At 70.8% G+C, this 22,607-nt stretch carries 20 protein-coding genes; 17 read left to right on the top strand and 3 right to left on the bottom strand.

The window, feature by feature from the left end; genetic code table 11:
- Positions 1-212: 212 nt before the first annotated feature.
- From ACZ4WH_RS03370 to ACZ4WH_RS03425, 12 genes are all read left to right on the top strand, one after another.
- Complete coding sequence (locus ACZ4WH_RS03370) at positions 213-755, top strand: hypothetical protein (protein ID WP_468176112.1); 543 nt, start codon at positions 213-215, stop codon at positions 753-755.
- 114 nt (positions 756-869) lie between these two features.
- Positions 870-1,775, top strand: a complete 906-nt coding sequence (pdxS, locus tag ACZ4WH_RS03375; protein WP_014671557.1) for a pyridoxal 5'-phosphate synthase lyase subunit PdxS — start codon at positions 870-872, stop codon at positions 1,773-1,775.
- Between the two features lie 13 nt (positions 1,776-1,788).
- Entirely contained in the window at positions 1,789-2,388 is a 600-nt protein-coding gene (gene pdxT, locus ACZ4WH_RS03380; RefSeq protein WP_468176114.1) for a pyridoxal 5'-phosphate synthase glutaminase subunit PdxT, read from the top strand.
- A gap of 65 nt (positions 2,389-2,453) precedes the next feature.
- Positions 2,454-3,206: a YebC/PmpR family DNA-binding transcriptional regulator gene (locus ACZ4WH_RS03385; RefSeq protein ID WP_014671555.1), complete on the top strand. Its 753-nt coding sequence runs from the start codon at positions 2,454-2,456 to the stop codon at positions 3,204-3,206.
- Between the two features lie 126 nt (positions 3,207-3,332).
- The gene (gene ruvC, locus ACZ4WH_RS03390) at positions 3,333-3,872 is read left to right on the top strand and encodes a crossover junction endodeoxyribonuclease RuvC (RefSeq protein ID WP_103816384.1); all 540 of its coding nucleotides are present in this window, start codon (positions 3,333-3,335) and stop codon (positions 3,870-3,872) included.
- The gene (ruvA, locus tag ACZ4WH_RS03395) at positions 3,869-4,474 is read left to right on the top strand and encodes a Holliday junction branch migration protein RuvA (protein ID WP_468176116.1); all 606 of its coding nucleotides are present in this window, start codon (positions 3,869-3,871) and stop codon (positions 4,472-4,474) included. Before ruvC ends, ruvA begins: the two co-directional genes overlap by 4 nt.
- A 25-nt stretch (positions 4,475-4,499) precedes the next feature.
- The gene (ruvB, locus tag ACZ4WH_RS03400) at positions 4,500-5,594 is read left to right on the top strand and encodes a Holliday junction branch migration DNA helicase RuvB (RefSeq protein ID WP_468176118.1); all 1,095 of its coding nucleotides are present in this window, start codon (positions 4,500-4,502) and stop codon (positions 5,592-5,594) included.
- Positions 5,595-5,772: 178 nt separating this feature from the next.
- Complete coding sequence (gene yajC / locus ACZ4WH_RS03405) at positions 5,773-6,276, top strand: preprotein translocase subunit YajC (RefSeq protein ID WP_468176120.1); 504 nt, start codon at positions 5,773-5,775, stop codon at positions 6,274-6,276.
- A gap of 142 nt (positions 6,277-6,418) precedes the next feature.
- On the top strand, positions 6,419-8,194 hold the full coding sequence (gene secD, locus ACZ4WH_RS03410) for a protein translocase subunit SecD (RefSeq protein ID WP_468176122.1): 1,776 nt from the start codon (positions 6,419-6,421) through the stop codon (positions 8,192-8,194).
- A gap of 3 nt (positions 8,195-8,197) precedes the next feature.
- Positions 8,198-9,310 (top strand): protein translocase subunit SecF, encoded by a 1,113-nt coding sequence (gene secF / locus ACZ4WH_RS03415; protein ID WP_468176124.1) that lies wholly within the window; start codon positions 8,198-8,200, stop codon positions 9,308-9,310.
- Positions 9,307-9,846 (top strand): adenine phosphoribosyltransferase, encoded by a 540-nt coding sequence (locus tag ACZ4WH_RS03420; RefSeq protein WP_468176126.1) that lies wholly within the window; start codon positions 9,307-9,309, stop codon positions 9,844-9,846. The genes secF and ACZ4WH_RS03420 overlap by 4 nt, the downstream gene beginning before the upstream one ends.
- Before the next feature lie 266 nt (positions 9,847-10,112).
- The gene (locus ACZ4WH_RS03425; protein WP_468176128.1) at positions 10,113-12,686 is read left to right on the top strand and encodes a RelA/SpoT family protein; all 2,574 of its coding nucleotides are present in this window, start codon (positions 10,113-10,115) and stop codon (positions 12,684-12,686) included.
- 100 nt (positions 12,687-12,786) lie between these two features.
- On the opposite strand, the gene ACZ4WH_RS03430 is transcribed toward ACZ4WH_RS03425, so the two are convergent.
- Together ACZ4WH_RS03430 and ACZ4WH_RS03435 are read right to left on the bottom strand one after the other, a co-directional pair.
- Positions 12,787-14,016 (bottom strand): DUF349 domain-containing protein, encoded by a 1,230-nt coding sequence (locus ACZ4WH_RS03430; RefSeq protein ID WP_468176130.1) that lies wholly within the window; start codon positions 14,014-14,016, stop codon positions 12,787-12,789.
- Positions 14,017-14,193: 177 nt separating this feature from the next.
- Positions 14,194-15,018 carry a peptidylprolyl isomerase gene (locus ACZ4WH_RS03435; protein WP_468176132.1) on the bottom strand — a complete coding sequence of 275 codons (825 nt, stop codon included), beginning with the start codon at positions 15,016-15,018 and terminating at the stop codon, positions 14,194-14,196.
- 168 nt (positions 15,019-15,186) lie between these two features.
- On the opposite strand from ACZ4WH_RS03435, the gene ACZ4WH_RS03440 reads away from it, so the two are divergent.
- The 5 genes from ACZ4WH_RS03440 to rpsD all read left to right on the top strand — a co-directional run bounded on the left by ACZ4WH_RS03440 (position 15,187) and on the right by rpsD (position 20,368).
- Positions 15,187-15,894 carry an MBL fold metallo-hydrolase gene (locus ACZ4WH_RS03440; protein WP_468176134.1) on the top strand — a complete coding sequence of 236 codons (708 nt, stop codon included), beginning with the start codon at positions 15,187-15,189 and terminating at the stop codon, positions 15,892-15,894.
- Positions 15,895-15,906: 12 nt separating this feature from the next.
- On the top strand, positions 15,907-17,169 hold the full coding sequence (gene hisS / locus ACZ4WH_RS03445) for a histidine--tRNA ligase (protein WP_468176136.1): 1,263 nt from the start codon (positions 15,907-15,909) through the stop codon (positions 17,167-17,169).
- A gap of 222 nt (positions 17,170-17,391) precedes the next feature.
- Positions 17,392-18,048 carry a vitamin K epoxide reductase family protein gene (locus ACZ4WH_RS03450; RefSeq protein ID WP_468176137.1) on the top strand — a complete coding sequence of 219 codons (657 nt, stop codon included), beginning with the start codon at positions 17,392-17,394 and terminating at the stop codon, positions 18,046-18,048.
- A 43-nt stretch (positions 18,049-18,091) separates the two neighbouring features.
- On the top strand, positions 18,092-19,447 hold the full coding sequence (locus tag ACZ4WH_RS03455) for a replication-associated recombination protein A (RefSeq protein ID WP_468176139.1): 1,356 nt from the start codon (positions 18,092-18,094) through the stop codon (positions 19,445-19,447).
- A 306-nt stretch (positions 19,448-19,753) separates the two neighbouring features.
- Entirely contained in the window at positions 19,754-20,368 is a 615-nt protein-coding gene (rpsD, locus tag ACZ4WH_RS03460) for a 30S ribosomal protein S4 (RefSeq protein WP_228618885.1), read from the top strand.
- Positions 20,369-20,389: 21 nt separating this feature from the next.
- Here rpsD and ACZ4WH_RS03465 read toward each other — a convergent pair whose 3' ends face one another.
- On the bottom strand, positions 20,390-22,561 hold the full coding sequence (locus tag ACZ4WH_RS03465) for an ATP-binding protein (RefSeq protein WP_468176142.1): 2,172 nt from the start codon (positions 22,559-22,561) through the stop codon (positions 20,390-20,392).
- Positions 22,562-22,607: the final 46 nt, after the last annotated feature.

Genomic DNA, 22,607 nt, shown 5'->3' on the forward strand with positions numbered 1-22,607 from the left:
CGCGAGTGCAGTGGGGCCTGTCGGCCGGGGACGGACGCGGCGCGGGGACGGCGCCGGGCCGTACCGGCCTGCCCGGAGCGGGTGCGGGACCGTGCGGAGCCGGGGGGAGTGCGGCGCGGTCGTACGGGACTGCCCGGGGTCCGCGCGAGGCCGTGCCCGGTGGAGTGGTACTGGCTCGTGGTGGCGGTCGGCGCAGCCGATAGCCTTCCGGCGTGACCGCAACCCTCATCTGGATCCTCGTCGCGCTCCTCGCCATCGGCGTGTACCTCAGCTGGACGGCCGGGCGGCTGGACCGGCTGCACGTACGGATGGACGCCGCCCGGGCCGCGCTCGACGCCCAGCTGCTGCGGCGGGCCTCCGTGGCGCAGGAACTGGCGACCTCGGGCGTGCTGGACCCGGCCGCCTCGATCGTGCTGTACGAGGCCGCGCACGCGGCCCGGCAGGCCGAGGAGGAGCAGCGGGAGGTCGCCGAGAGCGAGCTGAGCCAGGCGCTGCGGGCGGTCTTCGAGGACCCGGCGCAGGTGGAGGCCGTACGGGAGGCCCCCGGCGGCGAGGAGGCGGCCCGTGAGCTGGCCGAGGCCATTCGCCGGGTGCCGATGGCCCGCCGCTTCCACAACGACACCGTGGGGGCCGCCCGCCGGCTCCGTGAGCACCGCAAGGTCCGCTGGTTCCGGCTGGCCGGCCACGCCCCCTTCCCGCTGGCCTTCGAGATGGACGACGAGCCGCCCGCGGCCCTGGTCGAGCGGGTCTCCTGAACGCCGGGTGGACCAAAAGGGTCCACCGGCTTGCCATTGGCCCTTGCTGTGGCCTGGTCCACTCACGTTTCCTCATCGGTGCAGAAACCCTCTTTCCCTTCAGTGAGGTCACCCGTGTCCACCATCGAGAACCAGGCTCCCGAGACCGGCACCGCCCGCGTGAAGCGCGGTATGGCCGAGCAGCTCAAGGGCGGCGTGATCATGGACGTCGTCACGCCGGAGCAGGCGAAGATCGCCGAGGACGCGGGCGCCGTCGCCGTCATGGCCCTGGAGCGGGTCCCGGCCGACATCCGCAAGGACGGCGGCGTGGCCCGCATGTCCGACCCGGACATGATCGAGGGCATCATCGACGCCGTCTCGATCCCGGTCATGGCCAAGTCCCGCATCGGCCACTTCGTCGAGGCCCAGGTGCTCCAGTCCCTCGGTGTCGACTACATCGACGAGTCCGAGGTGCTCACCCCGGCCGACGAGGTCAACCACTCCGACAAGTGGGCCTTCACCACCCCCTTCGTCTGCGGCGCCACCAACCTGGGCGAGGCCCTGCGCCGTATCGCCGAGGGCGCCGCGATGATCCGCTCCAAGGGCGAGGCCGGCACCGGCAACGTGGTCGAGGCCGTCCGCCACCTGCGCCAGATCAAGAACGAGATCGCCAGGCTGCGCGGCTTCGACAACCACGAGCTGTACGCCGCCGCCAAGGAGCTGCGCGCCCCGTACGAGCTGGTCAAGGAGGTCGCCGAGCTGGGCAAGCTCCCGGTGGTGCTGTTCTCCGCCGGTGGCGTGGCCACCCCGGCCGACGCCGCCCTGATGCGTCAGCTCGGCGCCGAGGGCGTGTTCGTCGGCTCCGGCATCTTCAAGTCCGGCGACCCGGCCAAGCGCGCCGCCGCCATCGTCAAGGCCACCACCTTCTACGACGACCCGAAGATCATCGCGGACGCGTCCCGCAACCTCGGCGAGGCCATGGTCGGCATCAACTGCGACACCCTTCCCGAGACCGAGCGCTACGCGAACCGCGGCTGGTAAGGCACTGGAACCCATGAACACCCCCGTCATAGGCGTCCTGGCCCTCCAGGGCGACGTACGGGAGCACCTCATCGCCCTGGCCGCGGCCGACGCCGTGGCCAGGCCGGTGCGGCGCCCCGAGGAACTCGCCGAGGTCGACGGCCTCGTTCTGCCCGGCGGCGAGTCCACCACCATCTCCAAGCTGGCCATCCTGTTCGGCGTGATGGAGCCCCTCCGCGCGCGCGTGCGCGCCGGCATGCCGGTCTACGGCACCTGCGCGGGCATGATCATGCTCGCCGACAAGATCCTCGACCCGCGCTCGGGCCAGGAGACCATCGGCGGCATCGACATGATCGTGCGCCGCAACGCCTTCGGACGGCAGAACGAGTCGTTCGAGGCCGCGGTCGACGTCAAGGGCGTTCCGGGCGATCCTGTGGAGGGCGTCTTCATCCGCGCGCCCTGGGTGGAGTCCGTGGGCGCCGGGGCCGAGGTGCTCGCCGAGCACGAGGGGCACATCGTCGCCGTACGCCAGGGCAACGCGCTCGCCACGTCGTTCCACCCGGAACTGACGGGCGACCACCGCGTGCACTCCCTGTTCGTCGACATGGTGCGCGCGCACCGGACACCGGAGTAGGACGGGAGTCCTTGTAGGATCTCTGGCGTTCGTATCTGGATGGGTTACGCGAAGGAGACAGGCAGATGTCCGGCCACTCTAAATGGGCCACGACGAAGCACAAGAAGGCCGTGATCGACGCCAAGCGCGGCAAGCTCTTCGCGAAGCTCATCAAGAACATCGAGGTCGCTGCGCGGATGGGCGGCGCGGACCCCGAGGGCAACCCGACGCTGTACGACGCCATCCAGAAGGCGAAGAAGTCGTCGGTCCCCAACAAGAACATCGACTCCGCGGTCAAGCGCGGCGCGGGCCTGGAGGCCGGCGGCGCCGACTACGAGACGATCATGTACGAGGGCTACGGCCCGAACGGCGTCGCGGTGCTCATCGAGTGCCTCACCGACAACCGCAACCGCGCCGCCTCCGAGGTCCGCGTCGCCATGACCCGCAACGGCGGCTCCATGGCCGACCCGGGCTCGGTGTCGTACCTGTTCAACCGCAAGGGTGTCGTCATCGTCCCCAAGGGTGAGCTGACCGAGGACGAGGTCCTCATGGCCGTCCTGGACGCGGGCGCCGAGGAGGTCAACGACCTCGGCGAGACCTTCGAGGTCATCAGCGAGGCCACCGACCTGGTCGCGGTCCGCACCGCCCTCCAGGAGGCCGGCATCGACTACGACTCCGCCGAGGCCAACTTCGTCCCGACCATGCAGGTCGAACTGGACGAGGAGGGCGCGAAGAAGATCTTCAAGCTGATCGACGCCCTGGAGGACAGCGACGACGTGCAGAACGTCTTCGCCAACTTCGACGTGAGCGACGAGATCATGGAGAAGGTCGACGCGTAACGCCCAGGGGCTGGCTGACCGGGCCGACGGGACACCCCCGTCGGCCCGTCGCGTTGTACGGCGTTGTCAGTGGCACCCGATAGCCTGCACGAACAAGCGACGGGGTGATCGGACGGAGGGGCGCGGGTGCGCGTACTGGGGGTGGACCCGGGGCTGACACGGTGCGGGGTCGGTGTGGTCGAAGGAGTCGCGGGCCGCCCGCTCACCATGCTCGGCGTCGGGGTCGTCCGGACCCCCGTGGACGCCGACCTCAGCCACCGGCTGCTCGCCGTCGAGCAGGGCATCGAGCAGTGGATGGACGAGCACCGGCCCGAGTTCGTCGCCGTGGAGCGCGTCTTCAGCCAGCACAACGTGCGCACGGTCATGGGCACCGCCCAGGCCAGCGCCGTCGCCATGCTGTGCGCCGCCCGGCGCGGCATCCCCGTCGCCCTGCACACCCCGAGCGAGGTCAAGGCCGCCGTCACCGGCACCGGGCGCGCCGACAAGGCGCAGGTCGGAGCCATGGTGACCCGGCTGCTCCGGCTCGCCGCGCCGCCCAAGCCGGCCGATGCCGCCGACGCCCTGGCGCTCGCCATCTGCCACATCTGGCGGGCCCCCGCCCAGAACCGACTCCAGCAGGCCGTCGCCCGGCACGCAGTCCACGCAACGAAAGGCCGTACGGCATGATCGCCTTCGTCAGCGGCACGGTCGCCGCGCTCGCCCCCGACGCCGCGGTCGTCGAGGTCGGCGGCGTCGGCATGGCCGTCCAGTGCACGCCGAACACGCTGTCGACGCTGCGGATCGGTCAGCCGGCCAAGCTGCACACCTCCCTCGTCGTCCGCGAGGACTCGCTCACCCTGTACGGCTTCGCGGACGACGACGAGCGCCAGGTCTTCGAACTGCTCCAGACCGCGAGCGGCGTCGGCCCGCGCCTGGCCCAGGCCATGCTCGCCGTGCACACCCCGGACGCGCTGCGCCGCGCGGTCGCCACCGGTGACGAGAAGGCCCTCACCGCCGTCCCCGGCATCGGCAAGAAGGGCGCCCAGAAGCTGCTGCTGGAGCTGAAGGACCGGCTCGGCGCGCCCGTCGGCGCCCCCGCCGTCGGCGCGCCCGTCAGCCAGGGCTGGCGCGACCAGCTGCACGCGGCCCTGATCGGCCTGGGCTACGCCACCCGCGAGGCCGACGAGGCGGTCGCCTCCGTCGCCCCGCAGGCCGAGGCCGCGGGCGGCACCCCCCAGGTCGGGCAGTTGCTCAAGGCCGCCCTACAGACTCTGAACCGCGCCCGCTGACCTGCGCCACCGCTAGGAGAACTTCGTGAACTGGGACGACACGTCCGACAGCGCCGCCGAGGAGCGGCCCGTCGGGCCCGCCGCCGAGCGGCTGGTGGGCTCTGTCGCCGACCGCGAGGACCAGGCCGTCGAGGCCGCCCTGCGCCCCAAGGACCTCGGCGAGTTCATCGGCCAGGAGAAGGTCCGCGAACAGCTCGACCTCGTCCTGCGCGCCGCACGCGCGCGGGGAGCCACCGCCGACCACGTGCTGCTCTCCGGTGCGCCCGGCCTTGGCAAGACCACCCTGTCGATGATCATCGCGGCCGAGATGGGCGCCCCGATCCGCATCACCTCCGGTCCCGCCATCCAGCACGCCGGCGACCTCGCCGCGATCCTCTCCTCCCTCCAGGAGGGCGAAGTCCTCTTCCTGGACGAGATCCACCGCATGTCGCGGCCCGCCGAGGAGATGCTGTACATGGCGATGGAGGACTTCCGCGTCGACGTCATCGTCGGCAAGGGCCCCGGCGCCACCGCGATCCCGCTGGAGCTGCCGCCGTTCACCCTGGTCGGCGCGACCACGCGCGCGGGCCTGCTGCCGCCGCCGCTGCGCGACCGCTTCGGCTTCACCGCGCACATGGAGTTCTACGAGCCGCACGAGCTGGAGCGGGTCGTGCACCGCTCGGCGCACCTGCTGGACGTCGAGATCGAGCCGGACGGCGCCGCCGAGATCGCCGGCCGCTCCCGGGGCACGCCCCGCATCGCCAACCGCCTGCTGCGCCGGGTCCGGGACTACGCGCAGGTCAAGGCCGACGGGTTGATCACCCGTGACATCGCGGCCGCCGCCCTCGCCGTGTACGAGGTCGACGCGCGCGGCCTCGACCGGCTCGACCGCGCGGTCCTGGAGGCCCTGCTGAAGCTGTTCGGCGGCGGACCGGTCGGCCTGTCGACCCTCGCCGTGGCGGTGGGGGAGGAGCGGGAGACCGTGGAGGAGGTCGCCGAACCGTTCCTGGTCCGGGAGGGCCTGCTCGCCCGCACCCCGCGCGGCCGGGTCGCCACACCGGCGGCATGGTCGCATCTCGGCCTCACCCCGCCGCGCTCGTCCGGCGCGGGAAACGGACAACAGGACCTGTTCGGGGCGTGATGGTCACCGCCCGGCGAGGGCTATGGCCGGGGCAGGAACCGAGGTGCCATGCTGAGCGTTGTTCCATGCGAGCGGACTCGCTTAGACTCCGCCGATGCCGCCCTTGCGGGCGGTGCCGACCACACCCCCATCCAACTGGCCGCTCACCCGCGCGGTCGCGCGAAGGAAATTCCGTCCCGTGAATGCCTATACCCTTCTCCCGTTCATCGTGCTCATCGCGGCGATGTTCCTGATGACGCGTTCGGCCAAGAAGAAGCAGCAGCAGGCCGCCCAGATGCGGAACGAGATGCAGCCCGGCTCCGGTGTCCGCACGATCGGGGGTATGTACGCGACGGTCAAGGAGGTCAACGAGGACACGGTCCTCCTCGACGCCGGACCGGGCGTCGACCTCCTCTTCGCCAAGAACGCCATCGGCGCCGTCCTCACCGACGACGAGTACAACCGCATCGTCCACGGCATCGAGCACGACCTGAAGTCGGACGCCGGCCTCGTCCCGGACGACGCCTCCTCCCTCACCGAGACCGACGAGACCGACGGATCCGCCGCCGCTGCCGCCGCCTCCGACGACAAGATCGACCTCGGTAAGAAGGACGCCGCCGAGGACACCGACGCGGCCGGTGCCGCCGAGGCCAAGGCGGAGGACGAGCCGAAGAAGACCGACGGCGACTCCGACGCGAAGTAGTCACGCCCCGGGAGGCGCGGCGGCGGCATGATGGCGCCCCGCGTATCCCGGGCGCGTCTGTTTCCCGCACGGGAGCCCGACACCATGTCATGGCCGACCGCGCCGACCGGGCGCGGGGCGGCCCGAGAGGGAGTACGAGAAGGTGGCAGCACCTAAGAGGGGCCGAAGCGCGAGCGCCCAGAGCAAGCCAGGGCGCTCGCTGGCCCTCATCCTGATCGCCATCGTGGCGCTCACCGGAGGGATGTTCCTCTCCGGGCACACCACTCCGCGTCTCGGTATCGACCTCGCCGGTGGCACGAGCATCACGCTCAAGGCGAAGGCCGACCAGGGGTCCGCGATCAACAAGGCCAACATGGACACCGCGGTCGACATCATGAACCGCCGTGTCAACGGCCTCGGCGTCTCCGAGGCGGAGGTGCAGACCCAGGGGACCGACAACATCATCGTCAACATCCCCAAGGGCACCAACTCCAAGGAGGCCCAGGAGCAGGTCGGCACCACCGCCAAGCTGTACTTCCGGCCGGTCCTGGCCAGCGAGCCCAGCGGCGCCGCCGCGCAGAGCCCCTCGCCGAGCGCGTCCTCCAGCGGCGGCTCCTCGCCGAAGCCGAGCACGAGCCCGTCGTCCAGCGCCTCCTCGACGCAGAAGGCCTCGTCCGGCTCCGCGTCCCCCACGGCCACGGCGACCTCCCAGGGCCGCGCCGTCACCGACGCGCTGAAGGCCGACTCGACCCCCTCGCCGAGCACCTCCGCCTCCGGCAGCGGCAAGCCGTCGGCCACCCCCAGCGGCGGCACCGCCTCGGACTCCAAGCTCCAGGCCCAGTACGCGGCCCTGGACTGCAGCAAGGCCACCGACCGCGCCAACGCCGGCAAGAACGCCAAGCCCGGCGAGTCCACCGTGGCCTGCGGCCAGATCGACAAGGCCTGGTACAAGTACGTGCTCGGCCCGGCCGCCGTGGACGGCACCGAGGTGAAGAAGGCCCAGGCCGTCTTCGACACCCAGGGCGCCGCCGGCTGGCAGGTCCAGATGACCTTCACCAACAGCGGTGCCAAGAAGTTCGCCGACATCACCGGCGAGCTGGCCAAGAACCAGCCCCCGCAGAACGAGTTCGGCATCGTCCTGGACGGCGAGGTCGTCTCCAGCCCGTACGTCAGCTCGGCCATCACCGGCGGCCAGGCGGAGATCTCCGGCAGCTTCAAGCAGGACGAGGCGCAGAGCCTCGCCAACATGCTGTCGTACGGCGCCCTGCCGCTGTCCTTCCAGGAGCAGTCCGTCACCACCGTCACCGCCGCGCTCGGCGGTGAGCAGCTGCACGCCGGTCTGCTCGCCGGCGCGATCGGTCTCGCGCTGGTCGTGATCTACCTGGTGGTCTACTACCGCGGCCTGTCCGTGGTGGCCATGGCGTCCCTGGTGGTCTCCGCGATCCTCACCTACGTGATCATGTCGCTGCTCGGCCCGGCCATCGGCTTCGCGCTGAACCTGCCGGCCGTCTGCGGCGCCATCGTCGCCATCGGCATCACCGCGGACTCGTTCATCGTGTACTTCGAACGCATCCGGGACGAGATCCGCGAGGGCCGCTCGCTGCGCCCCGCCGTCGAGCGGGCCTGGCCGCGTGCCCGGCGCACCATCCTGGTCTCCGACTTCGTGTCGTTCCTCGCCGCCGCGGTGCTGTTCATCGTCACGGTCGGCAAGGTGCAGGGCTTCGCCTTCACGCTGGGCCTCACCACGCTGCTCGACGTGGTCGTCGTCTTCCTCTTCACCAAGCCGCTGATGACGCTCCTGGCGCGCCGCAAGTTCTTCGCGAACGGCCACAAGTGGTCCGGACTCGACCCGAAGGGCCTGGGTGCCAAGCCACCCCTGCGCCGCACCCGCCGTCCCGCCGGTCCCGTCGCCGGCCCTGTCGACCCGAAGGAGGCGTGAGCGATGTCGAAACTCGGCAACCTCGGCGCTCGACTGCACCGCGGCGAGATCTCTTACGACTTCGTCGGCAAGCGCAAGATCTGGTACGGCGTCTCGATCCTGATCACCATCACGGCCATCGTCGGCCTGGCGGTGCGCGGCCTGAACATGGGCATCGAGTTCCAGGGCGGCGCGGTCTTCACGACGCCCACGAAGATGAGCACGTCGGTGGCGAAGGCGGAGGAGTACGCCACGGAGGCCTCCGGCCATGAGGCGATCGTGCAGAAGCTGGGCAACGGCAGCCTGCGCATCCAGATCGCCGGCATCGACACCGACCAGTCCGACAGGATCAAGCAGGAGCTGGCCAAGGACCTGAACCTCGACTCCGAGAAGCTCGCCGCCGATCTGGTCGGCCCGAGCTGGGGCGAGCAGATCGCCAACAAGGCCTGGGAGGGCCTGGCGATCTTCATGGTCCTCGTCGTGATCTATCTGGCGATCGCCTTCGAGTGGCGCATGGCCGTCGCGGCACTCGTCGCGCTGATCCACGACATCACCATCACGACCGGTATCTACGCCCTGGTCGGCTTCGAGGTCACGCCCGGCACGGTCATCGGTCTGCTGACCATCCTCGGTTACTCGCTCTACGACACGGTCGTCGTCTTCGACAGCCTCAAGGAGCAGACGAAGGACATCACCAAGCAGACCCGGTTCACCTACAGCGACATCGCCAACCGGTCGATCAACGGCACCCTGGTCCGCTCCATCAACACCACGGTCGTCGCCCTGCTGCCGGTCGCCGGTCTGCTCTTCATCGGCGGCGGCTTCCTCGGCGCGGGCACGCTGAACGACATCTCCCTGTCGCTGTTCGTCGGCCTCGCCGCCGGTGCCTACTCGTCGATCTTCATCGCCACGCCGCTCGTCGCCGACCTCAAGGAGCGCGAGCCCGCGATGAAGGCCCTCACCAAGCGGGTCCTGGCCAAGCGCGCCCAGGCCGGCGCGGAGGAGGACGTCGCCTCGGAGACCCGGGCCGGCGCCGGTGACGACGCCGACGACGCCGCTCCCGCCGTGGTGGGTCCGCGCAATCAGCCCGCATCCCGTGGCCGGGGCCGCGGCCGGACCTCGGGGAAGCGCCGATGACCGACATCAAGGAACTGCTGCTCAGCCGCATCCGTGACGTCGCCGACTACCCGGAGCCCGGGGTGATGTTCAAGGACATCACCCCGCTCCTGGCCGACCCGGCGGCCTTCACCGCGCTCACCGACGAGCTGGCCGAGATCGCCGCGAACACCGGCGCCACCAAGGTCGTCGGCCTGGAGGCCCGGGGCTTCATCCTCGGCGCCCCGGTCGCCGTCCGCGCCGGCCTGGGCTTCATCCCCGTCCGAAAGGCGGGCAAGCTGCCCGGGGCCACCCTGCGCCAGGCGTACGACCTGGAGTACGGCTCGGCGGAGATCGAGGTGCACGCGGAGGATCTGGTCACCGGCGACCGCGTCCTGATCGTGGACGACGTCCTGGCCACCGGCGGCACCGCCGAGGCCGCGATCCAGCTCATCCACCGCGCGGGCGCCGAGGTCTGCGGCGTCGCGGTCCTGATGGAGCTGGGCTTCCTGGACGCCCGCTCCCGCCTGGAACCGGCCCTCGACGGAGCCCCGCTGACCGCCCTCCTCCAGGTCTGACCGACCAGGTCCGGCCGAACAGGTCCGACCGATCCGCACAGCGTGACGGCCGCCCCCGAACACCGGGGCGGCCGTCGCCGTACGGACACGCACCGCACACCCGGAGAACCCCCCGAGGACACCTCCCGGAATCCCCCGGCGGCCCCGTACGTTGCAGAGGTAGACGGTCCTCACAACCGCCTTCAGGCGATGACCGGCCGCAGGATCGCTACCATGGGGTTTCCGGAGCCTGACCGGGGGACCCGGATCGCGCACGAGGAGCCCTCTTGCCAGACGAGGCCCAGCCACTGACCGCCGCCAAACCCGAGCCCGCCTCGGCCCCCGCGGCGAAGCCCGCGCCGAACGCTTCCCACGTGAAGAACGACACCCGCGGGACGGTCGAGCACGCCCAGTCCGCGCCCGTCGAGAAGAGCGCCGAGTCCTCGCGCCCCAAGCCGTCCCCCACGCTCGACTCCGCTCGCGCGGGGGTGTCTCCGTCTTCCGAGCGCCCGGCGCAGCCGCCCGTGGTCCGCCAGCCGGCCACGCCGCCCACCCGCACCGGCTCCTCCAACCGCGTCCGGGCCCGCCTGGCCCGCCTCGGCGTCCAGCGCGCGAACCCGTACAACCCGGTCCTGGAGCCGTTGCTGCGCATAGTGCGCAGCAACGACCCCAAGATCGAGAACTCCACGCTGCGCCAGATCGAGCGCGCCTACCAGGTCGCCGAGCGCTGGCACCGCGGCCAGAAGCGCAAGAGCGGCGACCCGTACATCACGCACCCCCTCGCCGTCACCACCATCCTCGCCGAGCTGGGCATGGACCCGGCCACGCTGATGGCGGGGCTGCTGCACGACACCGTCGAGGACACCGAGTACGGCCTGGAGGACCTGCGCCGCGACTTCGGCGACGTGGTGGCCCTGCTCGTCGACGGCGTCACCAAGCTGGACAAGGTCAAGTTCGGCGAGGCCGCGCAGGCCGAGACCGTGCGCAAGATGGTCGTCGCCATGGCCAAGGACCCGCGCGTCCTGGTCATCAAGCTAGCCGACCGCCTGCACAACATGCGCACCATGCGCTATCTCAAGCGCGAGAAGCAGGAGAAGAAGGCGCGCGAGACGCTGGAGATCTACGCGCCGCTCGCCCACCGCCTCGGCATGAACACCATCAAGTGGGAGCTGGAGGACCTCGCCTTCGCGATCCTCTACCCCAAGATGTACGACGAGATCGTACGGCTGGTGGCCGAGCGGGCACCGAAGCGTGACGAGTATCTGGCCATAGTGACCGACGAGGTCCAGGCCGACCTGCGCGCCGCCCGCATCAAGGCGACCGTCACGGGCCGCCCGAAGCACTACTACAGCGTCTACCAGAAGATGATCGTCCGCGGCCGCGACTTCGCGGAGATCTACGACCTGGTGGGCATCCGCGTCCTCGTCGACACGGTCCGCGACTGCTACGCCGCCCTGGGCACGGTGCACGCGCGATGGAACCCGGTCCCCGGCCGGTTCAAGGACTACATCGCGATGCCCAAGTTCAACATGTACCAGTCGCTGCACACGACGGTCATCGGCCCCAACGGCAAGCCGGTCGAACTCCAGATCCGCACGTTCGACATGCACCGCCGCGCCGAGTACGGCATCGCTGCGCACTGGAAGTACAAGCAGGAGGCCGTCGCCGGCGCCTCCAAGGTGCGTACGGACGTGCCGAAGGCGTCCGGCAAGGACAAGGACGCCATCAACGACATGGCGTGGCTGCGGCAGCTGCTGGACTGGCAGAAGGAGACCGAGGACCCCAGCGAGTTCCTGGAGTCCCTGCGCTTCGACCTGTCCCGCAACGAGGTCTTCGTCTTCACCCCCAAGGGCGACGTCATCGCGCTGCCGGCCGGTGCCACCCCGGTGGACTTCGCGTACGCCGTCCACACCGAGGTCGGCCACCGCACCATAGGGGCGCGGGTCAACGGCCGTCTCGTACCGCTGGAATCCACGCTGGACAACGGCGACCTGGTGGAGGTCTTCACCTCCAAGGCGGCCGGCGCCGGCCCGTCCCGGGACTGGCTCGGCTTCGTCAAGTCACCGCGGGCCCGCAACAAGATCCGCGCCTGGTTCTCCAAGGAGCGCCGGGACGAGGCGATCGAGCAGGGCAAGGACGCCATCGTGCGGGCCATGCGCAAGCAGAACCTGCCGATCCAGCGCATCCTCACCGGCGACTCGCTCGTCACGCTCGCCCACGAGATGCGCTACTCGGACATCTCCGCGCTGTACGCGGCGATCGGCGAGGGCCATGTCTCCGCGCAGAACATCGTGCAGAAGCTCGTCCAGGCCCTCGGCGGCGAGGAGGCCGCCACCGAGGAGATCGACGAGACGGTCCCGCCGTCCCGTACCCGGGGCCGCAAGCGCCGCTCCACCGCCGACCCGGGCGTCGTCGTCAAGGGCGTCGAGGACGTGTGGGTCAAGCTGGCCCGCTGTTGTACACCCGTGCCCGGCGACCCGATCATCGGTTTCGTCACGCGAGGCAGCGGCGTATCGGTTCACCGCAGCGACTGCGTCAACGTGGATTCCCTGTCCCGTGAGCCCGAGCGCATCCTGGACGTCGAGTGGGCGCCCACCCAGTCCTCGGTCTTCCTGGTCGCCATCCAGGTCGAGGCGCTGGACCGCTCCCGTCTGCTCTCGGACGTCACCCGGGTCCTGTCCGACCAGCACGTCAACATCCTGTCGGCGGCCGTCCAGACGTCCCGCGACCGCGTGGCCACCTCCCGGTTCACCTTCGAGATGGGCGACCCGAAGCACCTCGGCCACGTCCTGAAGGCCGTCCGGGGCGTGGAGGGCGTGTACGACGTGTACCGCGTGACCTCGGGACGCAGCCGGTCGTAGACCACGCACAACGCCCCGCCCAACGATCCGCACGACGACACGCACCACGCAGAAGGGCCCCGTACGCGCGTACGGGGCCCTCTCGCATGTGTCGGACTGCTTAGCCGCCGAACTCCTGGAGGCCCTTCAGAGCCTGGTCCAGGAGCGCCTGACGCCCCTCCAGCTCCCTCTCCAGCTTGTCGGCCCTGGCGTTGTTGCCCTGGGCGCGCGCCTGGTCGATCTGCGCCCTCAGCTTGTCCACGGCGGCCTGGAGCTGGCCGGTCAGACCCTCGGCACGCGCGCGTGCCTCCGGGTTCGTCCGGCGCCACTCGGCCTCCTCGGCCTCCTGGAGCGCCCGCTCGACGGCGTGCATCCGGCCCTCGACCTTCGGCCGCGCGTCCCGCGGGACGTGACCGATGGCCTCCCAGCGCTCGTTGATCGAGCGGAAGGCGGCCCGCGCGGCCTTCAGGTCGCTGATCGGCAGGAGCTTCTCGGCCTCCTCGGCCAGCTCCTCCTTCAGCTTCAGGTTCTCCGACTGCTCCGCGTCACGCTCGGCGAAGACCGAGCTGCGGGCGGCGAAGAACACGTCCTGTGCGCCGCGGAAGCGGTTCCACAGGTCGTCCTCGTGCTCGCGCTGGGCGCGGCCCGCGGCCTTCCACTCGGCCATCAGCTCCCGGTACCGGGCGGCCGTCGGACCCCAGTCCGTCGAGTCGGACAGCGCCTCGGCCTCGGCGACCAGCCGCTCCTTGGTCCGGCGGGCCTCCTCGCGCTGCGCGTCCAGCTGCGCGAAGTGGGCCTTGCGGCGCTTGGAGAACGCCGACCGGGCGTGCGAGAAGCGGTGCCACAGCTCGTCGTCGGACTTGCGGTCCAGGCGCGGCAGCCCCTTCCAGGTGTCCACCAGCGCCCGCAGCCGTTCACCGGCGGCCCGCCACTGGTCGGACTGCGCCAGCTGCTCGGCCTCGGCGACCAGGTCCTCCTTGGCCTTGCGGGCCTCGTCGGACTGCTTGGCCCGCTGCTGCTTGCGCTCCTCGCGGCGCGCCTCGACGGTCTCGACCAGCTTGTCCAGCCGCCCCCGCAGCGCGTCCAGGTCGCCGACCGCGTGGTGTGCGTCCACCTGCTCGCGCAGGTGGTCGATGGCGGCCTGGGCGTCCTTCGCCGACAGGTCGGTGGTCCGTACTCGCTTTTCGAGGAGGCCGATCTCGACAACCAGGCCCTCGTACTTGCGCTCGAAGTAGGCCAGCGCCTCCTCGGGGGAGCCGGCCTGCCAGGAACCGACGACCTTCTCGCCGTCGGCCGTACGCACGTACACGGTCCCCGTCTCGTCGACGCGGCCCCACGGGTCGCTGCTCACAGCGCCTCCTCCACATGATGCCTGCGGGGGGCCTCAGCACCCCCGGGCATCGTCCACAGTTTCGTCACGGCCAACATAGGCGACCAGCGGGTTGCCTGTCCGCATCCAGCGCGACCGAAATTCGGCAGTCGGCCGTTCCCGGCCCCCGCTGACCTCAGGACTTGGCGACGGCTGACCTCAGGACTTGCTGACGGTCGCCTTGTTGATCACGACCGTCGCGTTCGGCGCACCGTCACCCGCGCCCGTGCTCTCGCCCGCCGCGGCGATCTTGTTCAGCACCTTCATGCCGGCCGCGTCGATCGTGCCGAAGGGGGTGTAGCTGGGCGGCAGCTGGCTGTCCTTGTAGACGAGGAAGAACTGGCTGCCGCCGGTGTGCTTCTGACCGGTGTTGGCCATCGCCACCGTGCCCGCCGGGTAGGTGTTGTTCTTCAGGCTCTTGTCCTTGAGGTTCTCGTCCGGGAGCGTGTAGCCCGGACCGCCCATGCCGGTGCCCTGCGGGTCGCCGCATTGCAGGACGTAGATGCCCTGGGTGGTCAGGCGGTGGCACTTGGTGTGGTCGAAGTAGCCCTTGCCGGCGAGGAAGTCGAACGAGTTCACCGTGTGCGGGGCCGCCGCCGTCTTCAGCGCGATGCCGATGTCACCGCACGTCGTCGCGAGCTTGAGCGTGTAGTCCGCCGACGTGTCGATCGTCATCGCCGGCTCCTTCTTCCAGCTCTGCTTCTTCACCGAGCCGGCCGCCGGCTTCGCGCACGGGTCCGGGGCCTTGCTGGTCGGTGTGGCGCTCGGGGTGACCTGGGCGCTCGCGTTCTCCTTCTTGTCGCCGTCGTCCTTCAGCACCCCGGTCGTGTACAGCGCGACGCTGCCGATCACGACCACGCCCAGTACCGACGCGATCACGGAGTTGCGCAGGCGGGCCTTGCGCCGCGCTTCGGTGCGCCGCTGCTGCTGCCGCAAGAACTTCTCCCGGGCGAGCTGACGCCGCCGCTGCTCCTGGCTGACCACCGGGTTCTCTCCTCATGCGTGTCGTGTGTCGGGCGGTACGCGTGCGTCCTCGTGATCCGACCGCTGCGTGTAGCCCCGTACCGTATATGGGTTCGCTGAGGAAACGGCAGCGCCGGTAGGCTCTGACGCATCGGAAGCCGCCTGTAATCGACACAACGAAGGACGATCGTGCTCATTGCCGGGTTCCCCGCCGGGGCCTGGGCGACGAACTGTTATCTCGTCGCCCCCGCCGCCGGTGAGGAGTGCGTGATCATCGACCCCGGCCACCAGGCCGCCGAAGGCGTCGAGGAAGCACTGAAGAAGCATCGGCTCAAGCCCGTCGCCGTCGTCCTCACCCACGGCCACATCGACCATGTCGCCTCGGTCGTCCCCGTCTGCGGGGCGCACGACGTCCCGGCCTGGATCCACCCCGAGGACCGGTACATGCTGAGCGACCCCGAGAAGGCGCTCGGCCGCTCCATCGGCATGCCGCTGATGGGCGAGTTGACCGTGGGGGAGCCGGACGACGTCAAGGAGCTGACGAACGGCACCACCCTCGAACTGGCGGGCCTGGAGTTCTCCGTCGCGCACGCGCCGGGCCATACCAAGGGGTCGGTGACCTTCCGGATGCCCGAGACCGCCGACGTCCCGTCGGTGTTCTTCTCCGGGGATCTGCTGTTCGCCGGCTCCATCGGACGCACCGATCTGCCGGGCGGATCCATGGCGGACATGTTGCAGTCGCTGGCCCGTGTGTGCCTGCCGCTCGACGACTCCACCGTGGTGCTGTCCGGCCACGGCCCCCAGACGACCATCGGCCAGGAGCGCGCCACCAACCCCTATCTGCGGCAGGTGGCGGCCGGCCAGGGAGCCGCCGAGGCTCCCCGACGAGGAATGTGACGAGAGACGTTCGTGAGCACCTTCCAGGCCCCCAAGGGCACCTACGACCTGATCCCGCCGGACTCGGCGACGTATCTGGCGGTCCGTGAGGCGATCGCCGCTCCGCTGCGCAACTCCGGCTACGGCTACATCGAGACCCCCGGCTTCGAGAACGTCGAACTCTTCGCGCGCGGTGTCGGCGAGTCCACCGACATCGTGACCAAGGAGATGTACGCCTTCGAGACCAAGGGCGGCGACAAGCTCGCCCTGCGCCCCGAGGGCACCGCCTCCGTGCTGCGCGCGGCCCTGGAGGCCAACCTGCACAAGTCGGGCAACCTCCCGGTCAAGCTCTGGTACTCCGGCTCCTACTACCGCTACGAGCGCCCCCAGAAGGGCCGTTACCGGCACTTCTCCCAGGTCGGCGCCGAGGCGATCGGCGCCGAGGACCCGGCGCTGGACGCCGAGTTGATCATCCTGGCCGACCAGGCGTACCGCTCGCTGGGCCTCAGGAACTTCCGCATCCTGCTGAACAGCCTGGGCGACAAGGAGTGCCGCCCGGTGTACCGGACGGCGCTCCAGGAGTTCCTGCGCGGCCTGGACCTGGACGAGGACACGCGCCGCCGCGTCGACATCAACCCGCTGCGGGTCCTCGACGACAAGCGCGAGTCGGTCCAGAAGCAGCTGACCGGCGCCCCGCTGCTGCGCGACTACCTGTGCGACGCGTGCAAGGCGTACCACGAGGAGGTCCGCGAGCTGATCACCGCCGCGGGCGTCTCCTTCGAGGACGACCCGAAGCTGGTGCGCGGCCTGGACTACTACACCCGCACCACCTTCGAGTTCGTGCACGACGGCCTCGGCTCGCAGTCCGCGGTGGGCGGCGGCGGCCGGTACGACGGCCTGTCCGAGATGATCGGCGGCCCCGCGCTGCCGTCCGTCGGCTGGGCCCTGGGCGTCGACCGCACGGTCCTCGCGCTGGAGGCCGAGGGCGTGGAACTGGACATTCCGGCGTCGACCAGCGTCTACGCCGTCCCGCTCGGCGAGGAGGCCCGCCGGGTGCTGTTCACCAAGGTCACCGAGTTGCGCAAGGTCGGCATCGCGGCGGACTTCGCGTACGGCGGCAAGGGCCTGAAGGGCGCCATGAAGAACGCCAACCGCTCGGGCGCCCGCTACGCGATCGTCGCCGGTGAGCGCGACCTCGCCGAGGGCGTCGTGCAGCTCAAGGACATGGAGTCCGGTGAGCAGACGGCGATCGGCGTGAACGAGGTCGTGGCGGAGCTGGAAGCGCGGCTCGGCTAGCGGCACACACGCGCGCGTGGGCGCCGGACGCCCTCCCGGAGGGGGCGTCCGGCGCCTTCGTCGTCCGTGCTCCCGAGGCATGCCGACGCTGTCCGGAACCGAGCAGGCGGTACCCGTCGTACGTACATCCTTATGCGGAGCGAACGGTGCGCACACAGGCGTGTGCGGCACAATGACCCGTGCCCGAAGATGGTCCCAGTCTCAAGTGACGGAATCGGCGTGATGAGCAAGACGACAGTCAAAGACGTCTCCGCGGAGCCCGGCCCGGAGCGCGCCGCCGACGCCCCGCGCGCGGTGGGCGGCAGCCGCGCCTTCGCCATCCTGCTGGTGATCACCGGCGCGGCCGGACTGCTGGCCGCCTGGGTCATCACGATCGACAAGTTCAAGCTGCTGGAAGCCAAGGTCGCCGGCAAGACGTTCACCCCCGGGTGCAGCCTCAACCCGGTCGTCTCCTGCGGCAGCGTCATGGAGAGCAAGCAGGCCGCCGCCTTCGGCTTCCCCAACCCGATGCTCGGCCTGGTCGCGTACGGCATCGTCATCTGCGTCGGCATGAGCCTGCTGGCCCGCGCCCGGTTCCCGCGCTGGTACTGGCTGACCTTCAACTTCGGCACGCTCTTCGGCGTGGCCTTCTGCACCTGGCTCCAGTTCCAGTCCCTGTACCGGATCAACGCGCTGTGCCTGTGGTGCTCGCTGGCCTGGGTCGCCACGATCACCATGTTCTGGTACGTCACCTCGTTCAACATCCGCAACGACTTCCTGCCGTCCCCGCGCTGGCTGAAGTCCTTCTTCGGCGAGTTCACCTGGGTGCTGCCGGTCGTGCACATCGGCATCATCGGCATGCTGGTCCTCACCCGCTGGTGGGATTTCTGGACCAGCTGACGGTCCCGACCGGATTGTCAGTGCGGTGTTCTAGGGTTTCAGCGTGGAACCCGACCTCTTCACCGCAGCAGCAGAAGAACGCCAGGAGACGGATCCGGCAGCCAGCCCCCTGGCGGTACGCATGCGCCCGCGCACGCTCGACGAGGTCGTGGGCCAGCAGCATCTGCTCGGGGCCGGCTCCCCGCTGCGCAGGCTGGTCGGCGAGGGCAACGGCGGCCCCGCCGGACCGTCCTCGGTGATCCTGTGGGGCCCGCCCGGCACCGGCAAGACCACCCTGGCCTATGTGGTCTCGAAGGCGACGAACAAGCGGTTCGTGGAGCTGTCCGCGATCACCGCGGGCGTCAAGGAGGTCCGCACGGTCATCGAGGGCGCCCGCCGCGCCACCGGTGCCTTCGGCAAGGAGACCGTCCTCTTCCTGGACGAGATCCACCGCTTCAGCAAGGCGCAGCAGGACTCCCTGCTGCCGGCGGTGGAGAACCGCTGGGTGACCCTGATCGCGGCCACCACGGAGAACCCTTACTTCTCGGTGATCTCCCCGCTGCTCTCCCGCTCCCTCCTGCTCACCCTCGAACCGCTCACCGACGACGACATCCGCTCACTGCTCCGCCGGGCGCTGAGCGACGAACGCGGCCTCAAGGACGCCGTCGCCCTCCCCGAGGACACCGAGGAGCATCTGCTCCGCATCGCCGGCGGCGACGCCCGCCGCGCCCTGACCGCCCTGGAGGCCGCCGCCGGGGCCGCGCTGGACCAGGGCGAGGGCGAGATCAGCCTGCGGACGCTGGAGCAGACGGTCGACCGGGCCGCGGTGCGGTACGACCGCGACGGCGACCAGCACTACGACGTCGCCAGCGCCCTCATCAAGTCCATCCGGGGTTCCGACGTCGACGCGGCCCTGCACTACCTGGCCCGCATGATCGAGGCCGGCGAGGACCCCCGGTTCATCGCCCGCCGTCTGATGATCTCCGCAAGCGAGGACATCGGCCTCGCCGATCCGAACGCGCTGCCCATCGCCGTGGCAGCCGCCCAGGCCGTCGCCATGATCGGCTTCCCGGAGGCCGCGCTCACCCTCAGCCACGCCACGATCGCGCTGGCCCTGGCCCCCAAGTCCAACGCCGCGACCACCGCGATCGGCGCCGCCCTGGACGACGTACGCAAGGGCCTGGCCGGCCCGGTGCCGCCGCATCTGCGCGACGGGCACTACAAGGGCGCGGCCAAGCTCGGCCACGCCCAGGGATACGTGTACCCGCACGACCTGCCCGAGGGCATCGCGGCGCAGCAGTACGCCCCGGACGCCCTGAAGGACCGCGAGTACTACACCCCGAGCCGGCACGGCGCCGAGGCCAGATACGCGGACGCCGTGGAGTGGACCCGCAGGCACCTCGGTCGCAAGCGGTCCTGAGCACGCGGTAGACTCCTGCGAAGTGCTGAGTCCCGTGCTGTCAGAGCGGGACAACCAGCCGGAGACCCGGTCCCGCGCGGACCGGCTCCAGGAGCGTCGCGCACCGTCGAACGGTGTCGCGGGCAGCCCACCACCACCCGGAACCACGGGAACGGTCGGTGGGCCACTCGCGTGCTGCACGTATGTGCCCAGACCAGGGAAGCGGCTGCCCGGCAGGTCCCCTGCGGACCCGGCGGGTTTTCCCGGCTGCGGATGCGACCTCCCTGAACACTGACGAGCCGAACACTACGAAAGAGACGAAAGACAGTGGCGAACCAGTCCCGCCCCAAGGTCAAGAAGTCGCGTGCCCTCGGTATCGCGCTGACCCCGAAGGCCGTCAAGTACTTCGAGGCCCGCCCCTACCCGCCGGGTGAGCACGGCCGCGGCCGCAAGCAGAACTCGGACTACAAGGTCCGTCTGCTCGAGAAGCAGCGCCTGCGCGCTCAGTACGACATCTCCGAGCGCCAGCTGGTCCGCGCCTACGAGCGCGCGTCCAAGGTCCAGGGCAAGACCGGCGAGGCCCTGATCGTGGAGCTGGAGCGCCGCCTCGACGCGCTGGTCCTGCGTTCGGGCATCGCCCGCACGATCTACCAGGCCCGCCAGATGGTCGTCCACGGCCACATCCAGGTCAACGGCCAGAAGGTCGACAAGCCGTCCTTCCGCGTCCGCCCGGACGACGTCGTGCAGGTCCGCGACCGCTCCAAGGACAAGACGCTCTTCCAGATCGCCCGTGAGGGTGGCTTCGCCCCCGAGGGCGAGACCCCGCGCTACCTCCAGGTGAACCTCAAGGCCCTGGCGTTCCGCCTGGACCGCGAGCCGAACCGCAAGGAAGTTCCGGTCATCTGCGACGAGCAGCTCGTCGTCGAGTACTACGCCCGCTGACCTCAGCCCCGGCGTAGCACCTCAGCCCGCCGTCTCCCCGCCCTTCCGGGTGGGCGAGGCGGCGGGTTCGCGCTTCCCGGGGCGGGTGCGCGGGACCGGTCCCCGGGGCGCGGGCAGCGCCGGCAGCGGCCGTCCGTCCTTCCGCAGCGCCCGGGCCACCGCCGTCTCCCGGTCCAGCCGCGCCCCGCGGCGCACCCACTCCTCGTACCGCTCGTCGCCCAGCGCCTCCCGGGCCGTCGCCTCGCACTGCTCGTGCGGGGCGTTGTAGTAGGCCGAGCCGAACAGCGGCAGCCCGACCGAGGGCCACATCCGCGCGGCGGCGCCCTGAAGCACCGCCGCCTCGACCGGATCGCCCTGCGTCACCGTGACCAGGGCGAGCAACTCGATCGACAGCACCGTGCCCAGCAGGTCGTGGAATCCGTGCGCGTTGTCCAGGCAGTCCGCCAGCAGCTCCCGCGCGTGGGCCGCGTCACCGCCCTGCCAGGCCGCGTACGCCAGTACGTACTGGGCGTACGACCGCGCCCACCGCTCCCCGTGGTCCTCACACACCCGGCGCACGTCCTCGCACAGCCGCACCGCGTCCGGCAGATCCCCCTGGAACGCCCGCGCCATCGCCAGCTCCACCTGGCCCATCAGGACGTTGCTGTTCAGCTCGCCGATCTCCTGGTAGCGGTCCAGCGCCGACCGCAGCAGCGTTTCCGCGCGGGCCATGTCATCCGTGACCAGGGCCAGACAGCCGGTGCGGTGCTCGGCGTACGCCACCGCCGTCGGGTCGGCCGACCGCTCCGCCTGCTCCCGGCACATCCGCAGCGCCTGGAGCGCCGGTACGGTGTCGCCCTGAAGGATCGCCACATAGCCGAGCACCCACAGCGCCTTCAGCCGGGACCGCTCGTACTCCGAGTCCAGCTCCAGGCTGCGCTCCAGCCACCGCCGCCCTTCCGCGAGCCGGCCGCACCCCACCCAGCAGAACCACAGCGAACCCGCCAGATGCTGGCCGAGATGCGCCTCCTCCGGCTCGGTCAGGCAGAACTCCAGGGCCGTCCGCAGATTCGGCAGCTCCGCCTCGACCCGCGCGGCCACCTCCCGCTGCCGGGGCGAGAACCAGTCCAGCTCGCACATGGTGGCCAGGCCCAGGTACCAGTCCCGGTGCCGTCTGCGCAGCCGGGCCGCGTCCCCGGTCGCCTCCAGCCACTCGGCGCCGTAGGCCCGGACGGTGTCCAGCATCCGGTAGCGGGGGCCCGCCGGGGTCTCCTCGCGGGAGACGACCGACTGGGCGAGCAGCTCCGACAGCACGTCCAGGACGTCCTCGGCGGCCAGCCCGTCCCCGCTGCACACGTACTCGGCCGCCTCCAGGTCGAAGGACTGCGCGAACACCGACAGCCGCGCCCACAGCAGCCGTTCGGCCGGCGAGCACAGCTCGTGGCTCCAGCCGATCGCCGTGCGCAGCGTCTGGTGCCGGGGGAGGACGTCCCGGCCGCCGCCGGTCAGCAGCCGGAACCGGTCGTCGAGCCGCTGGAGCAACTGCGCCGGGGACAGCGCCCGCAGCCGCCCGGCCGCCAGCTCCAGCGCCAGCGGGATGCCCTCCAGCCGCTGGCACAGCTCGCGCACCTCGGCGCCGTCGGCCACCGGCACGCCCTGCGCCCGGGCCCGGTCCGTGAACAGCTCCACCGCCCCGTCCTCGCCGAGCGGCGCCAGCGGGAACAGCCGCTCGCCGGCGAGGCCCAGCGGACGCCGGCCCACGGCCAGCACCCGCAGCTCCGGCAGCTTCCGCAGCAGCTCCGCCGTCAGATCGGCGCAGGCCGCCACCAGGTGCTCGAACCCGTCCAGCACCAACAGCGCCCGCCGCCCGGCCAGATGCTCCAGCAGCGTCTCCCGGGGCAGGCGCGTGGTGTGGTCGGTCAGCCCCAGCGCCTCCACGACCGCGTACTCCACGAACTGCGGGTCCCGCACCGGCGCCAGGTCCACGAGCCCCCAGCCCGGGCCGCCCGCCGGGGCGCCGGACGCCCAGCGCGCCGCCACCCGCGCGGCCAGCCGGGACTTGCCGACCCCGCCCACCCCCGTCACGGTCACCAGCCGTGCCTGTCCGAGCGCCGCCGTCAGCTCGGCCAGCTCGGCCGAGCGCCCGACGAAAGCGGTGAGTTCGAGGGGCGGATCGCCGTCCGCCCAGGAGCCGGGGCTGTGAGGACCTCGCATGGGACACGGAGCGTACTGAACCGTGTTCACTCCGTACAATCGCTTC

The organism is Streptomyces sp. NPDC029138, from assembly GCF_055564375.1.

Bases quoted from the DNA above. Each gene is read 5' to 3' on its own strand.
- pdxT (WP_468176114.1), top strand. From the start codon at position 1,789: ATGAACACCCCCGTCATAGGCGTCCTGGCCCTCCAGGGCGACGTACGG.
- ACZ4WH_RS03385 (WP_014671555.1), top strand. From the start codon at position 2,454: ATGTCCGGCCACTCTAAATGGGCCACGACGAAGCACAAGAAGGCCGTG.
- ruvA (WP_468176116.1), top strand. From the start codon at position 3,869: ATGATCGCCTTCGTCAGCGGCACGGTCGCCGCGCTCGCCCCCGACGCC.
- secF (WP_468176124.1), top strand. From the start codon at position 8,198: ATGTCGAAACTCGGCAACCTCGGCGCTCGACTGCACCGCGGCGAGATC.
- ACZ4WH_RS03420 (WP_468176126.1), top strand. From the start codon at position 9,307: ATGACCGACATCAAGGAACTGCTGCTCAGCCGCATCCGTGACGTCGCC.
- ACZ4WH_RS03450 (WP_468176137.1), top strand. From the start codon at position 17,392: ATGAGCAAGACGACAGTCAAAGACGTCTCCGCGGAGCCCGGCCCGGAG.
- ACZ4WH_RS03465 (WP_468176142.1), bottom strand. From the start codon at position 22,561: ATGCGAGGTCCTCACAGCCCCGGCTCCTGGGCGGACGGCGATCCGCCC.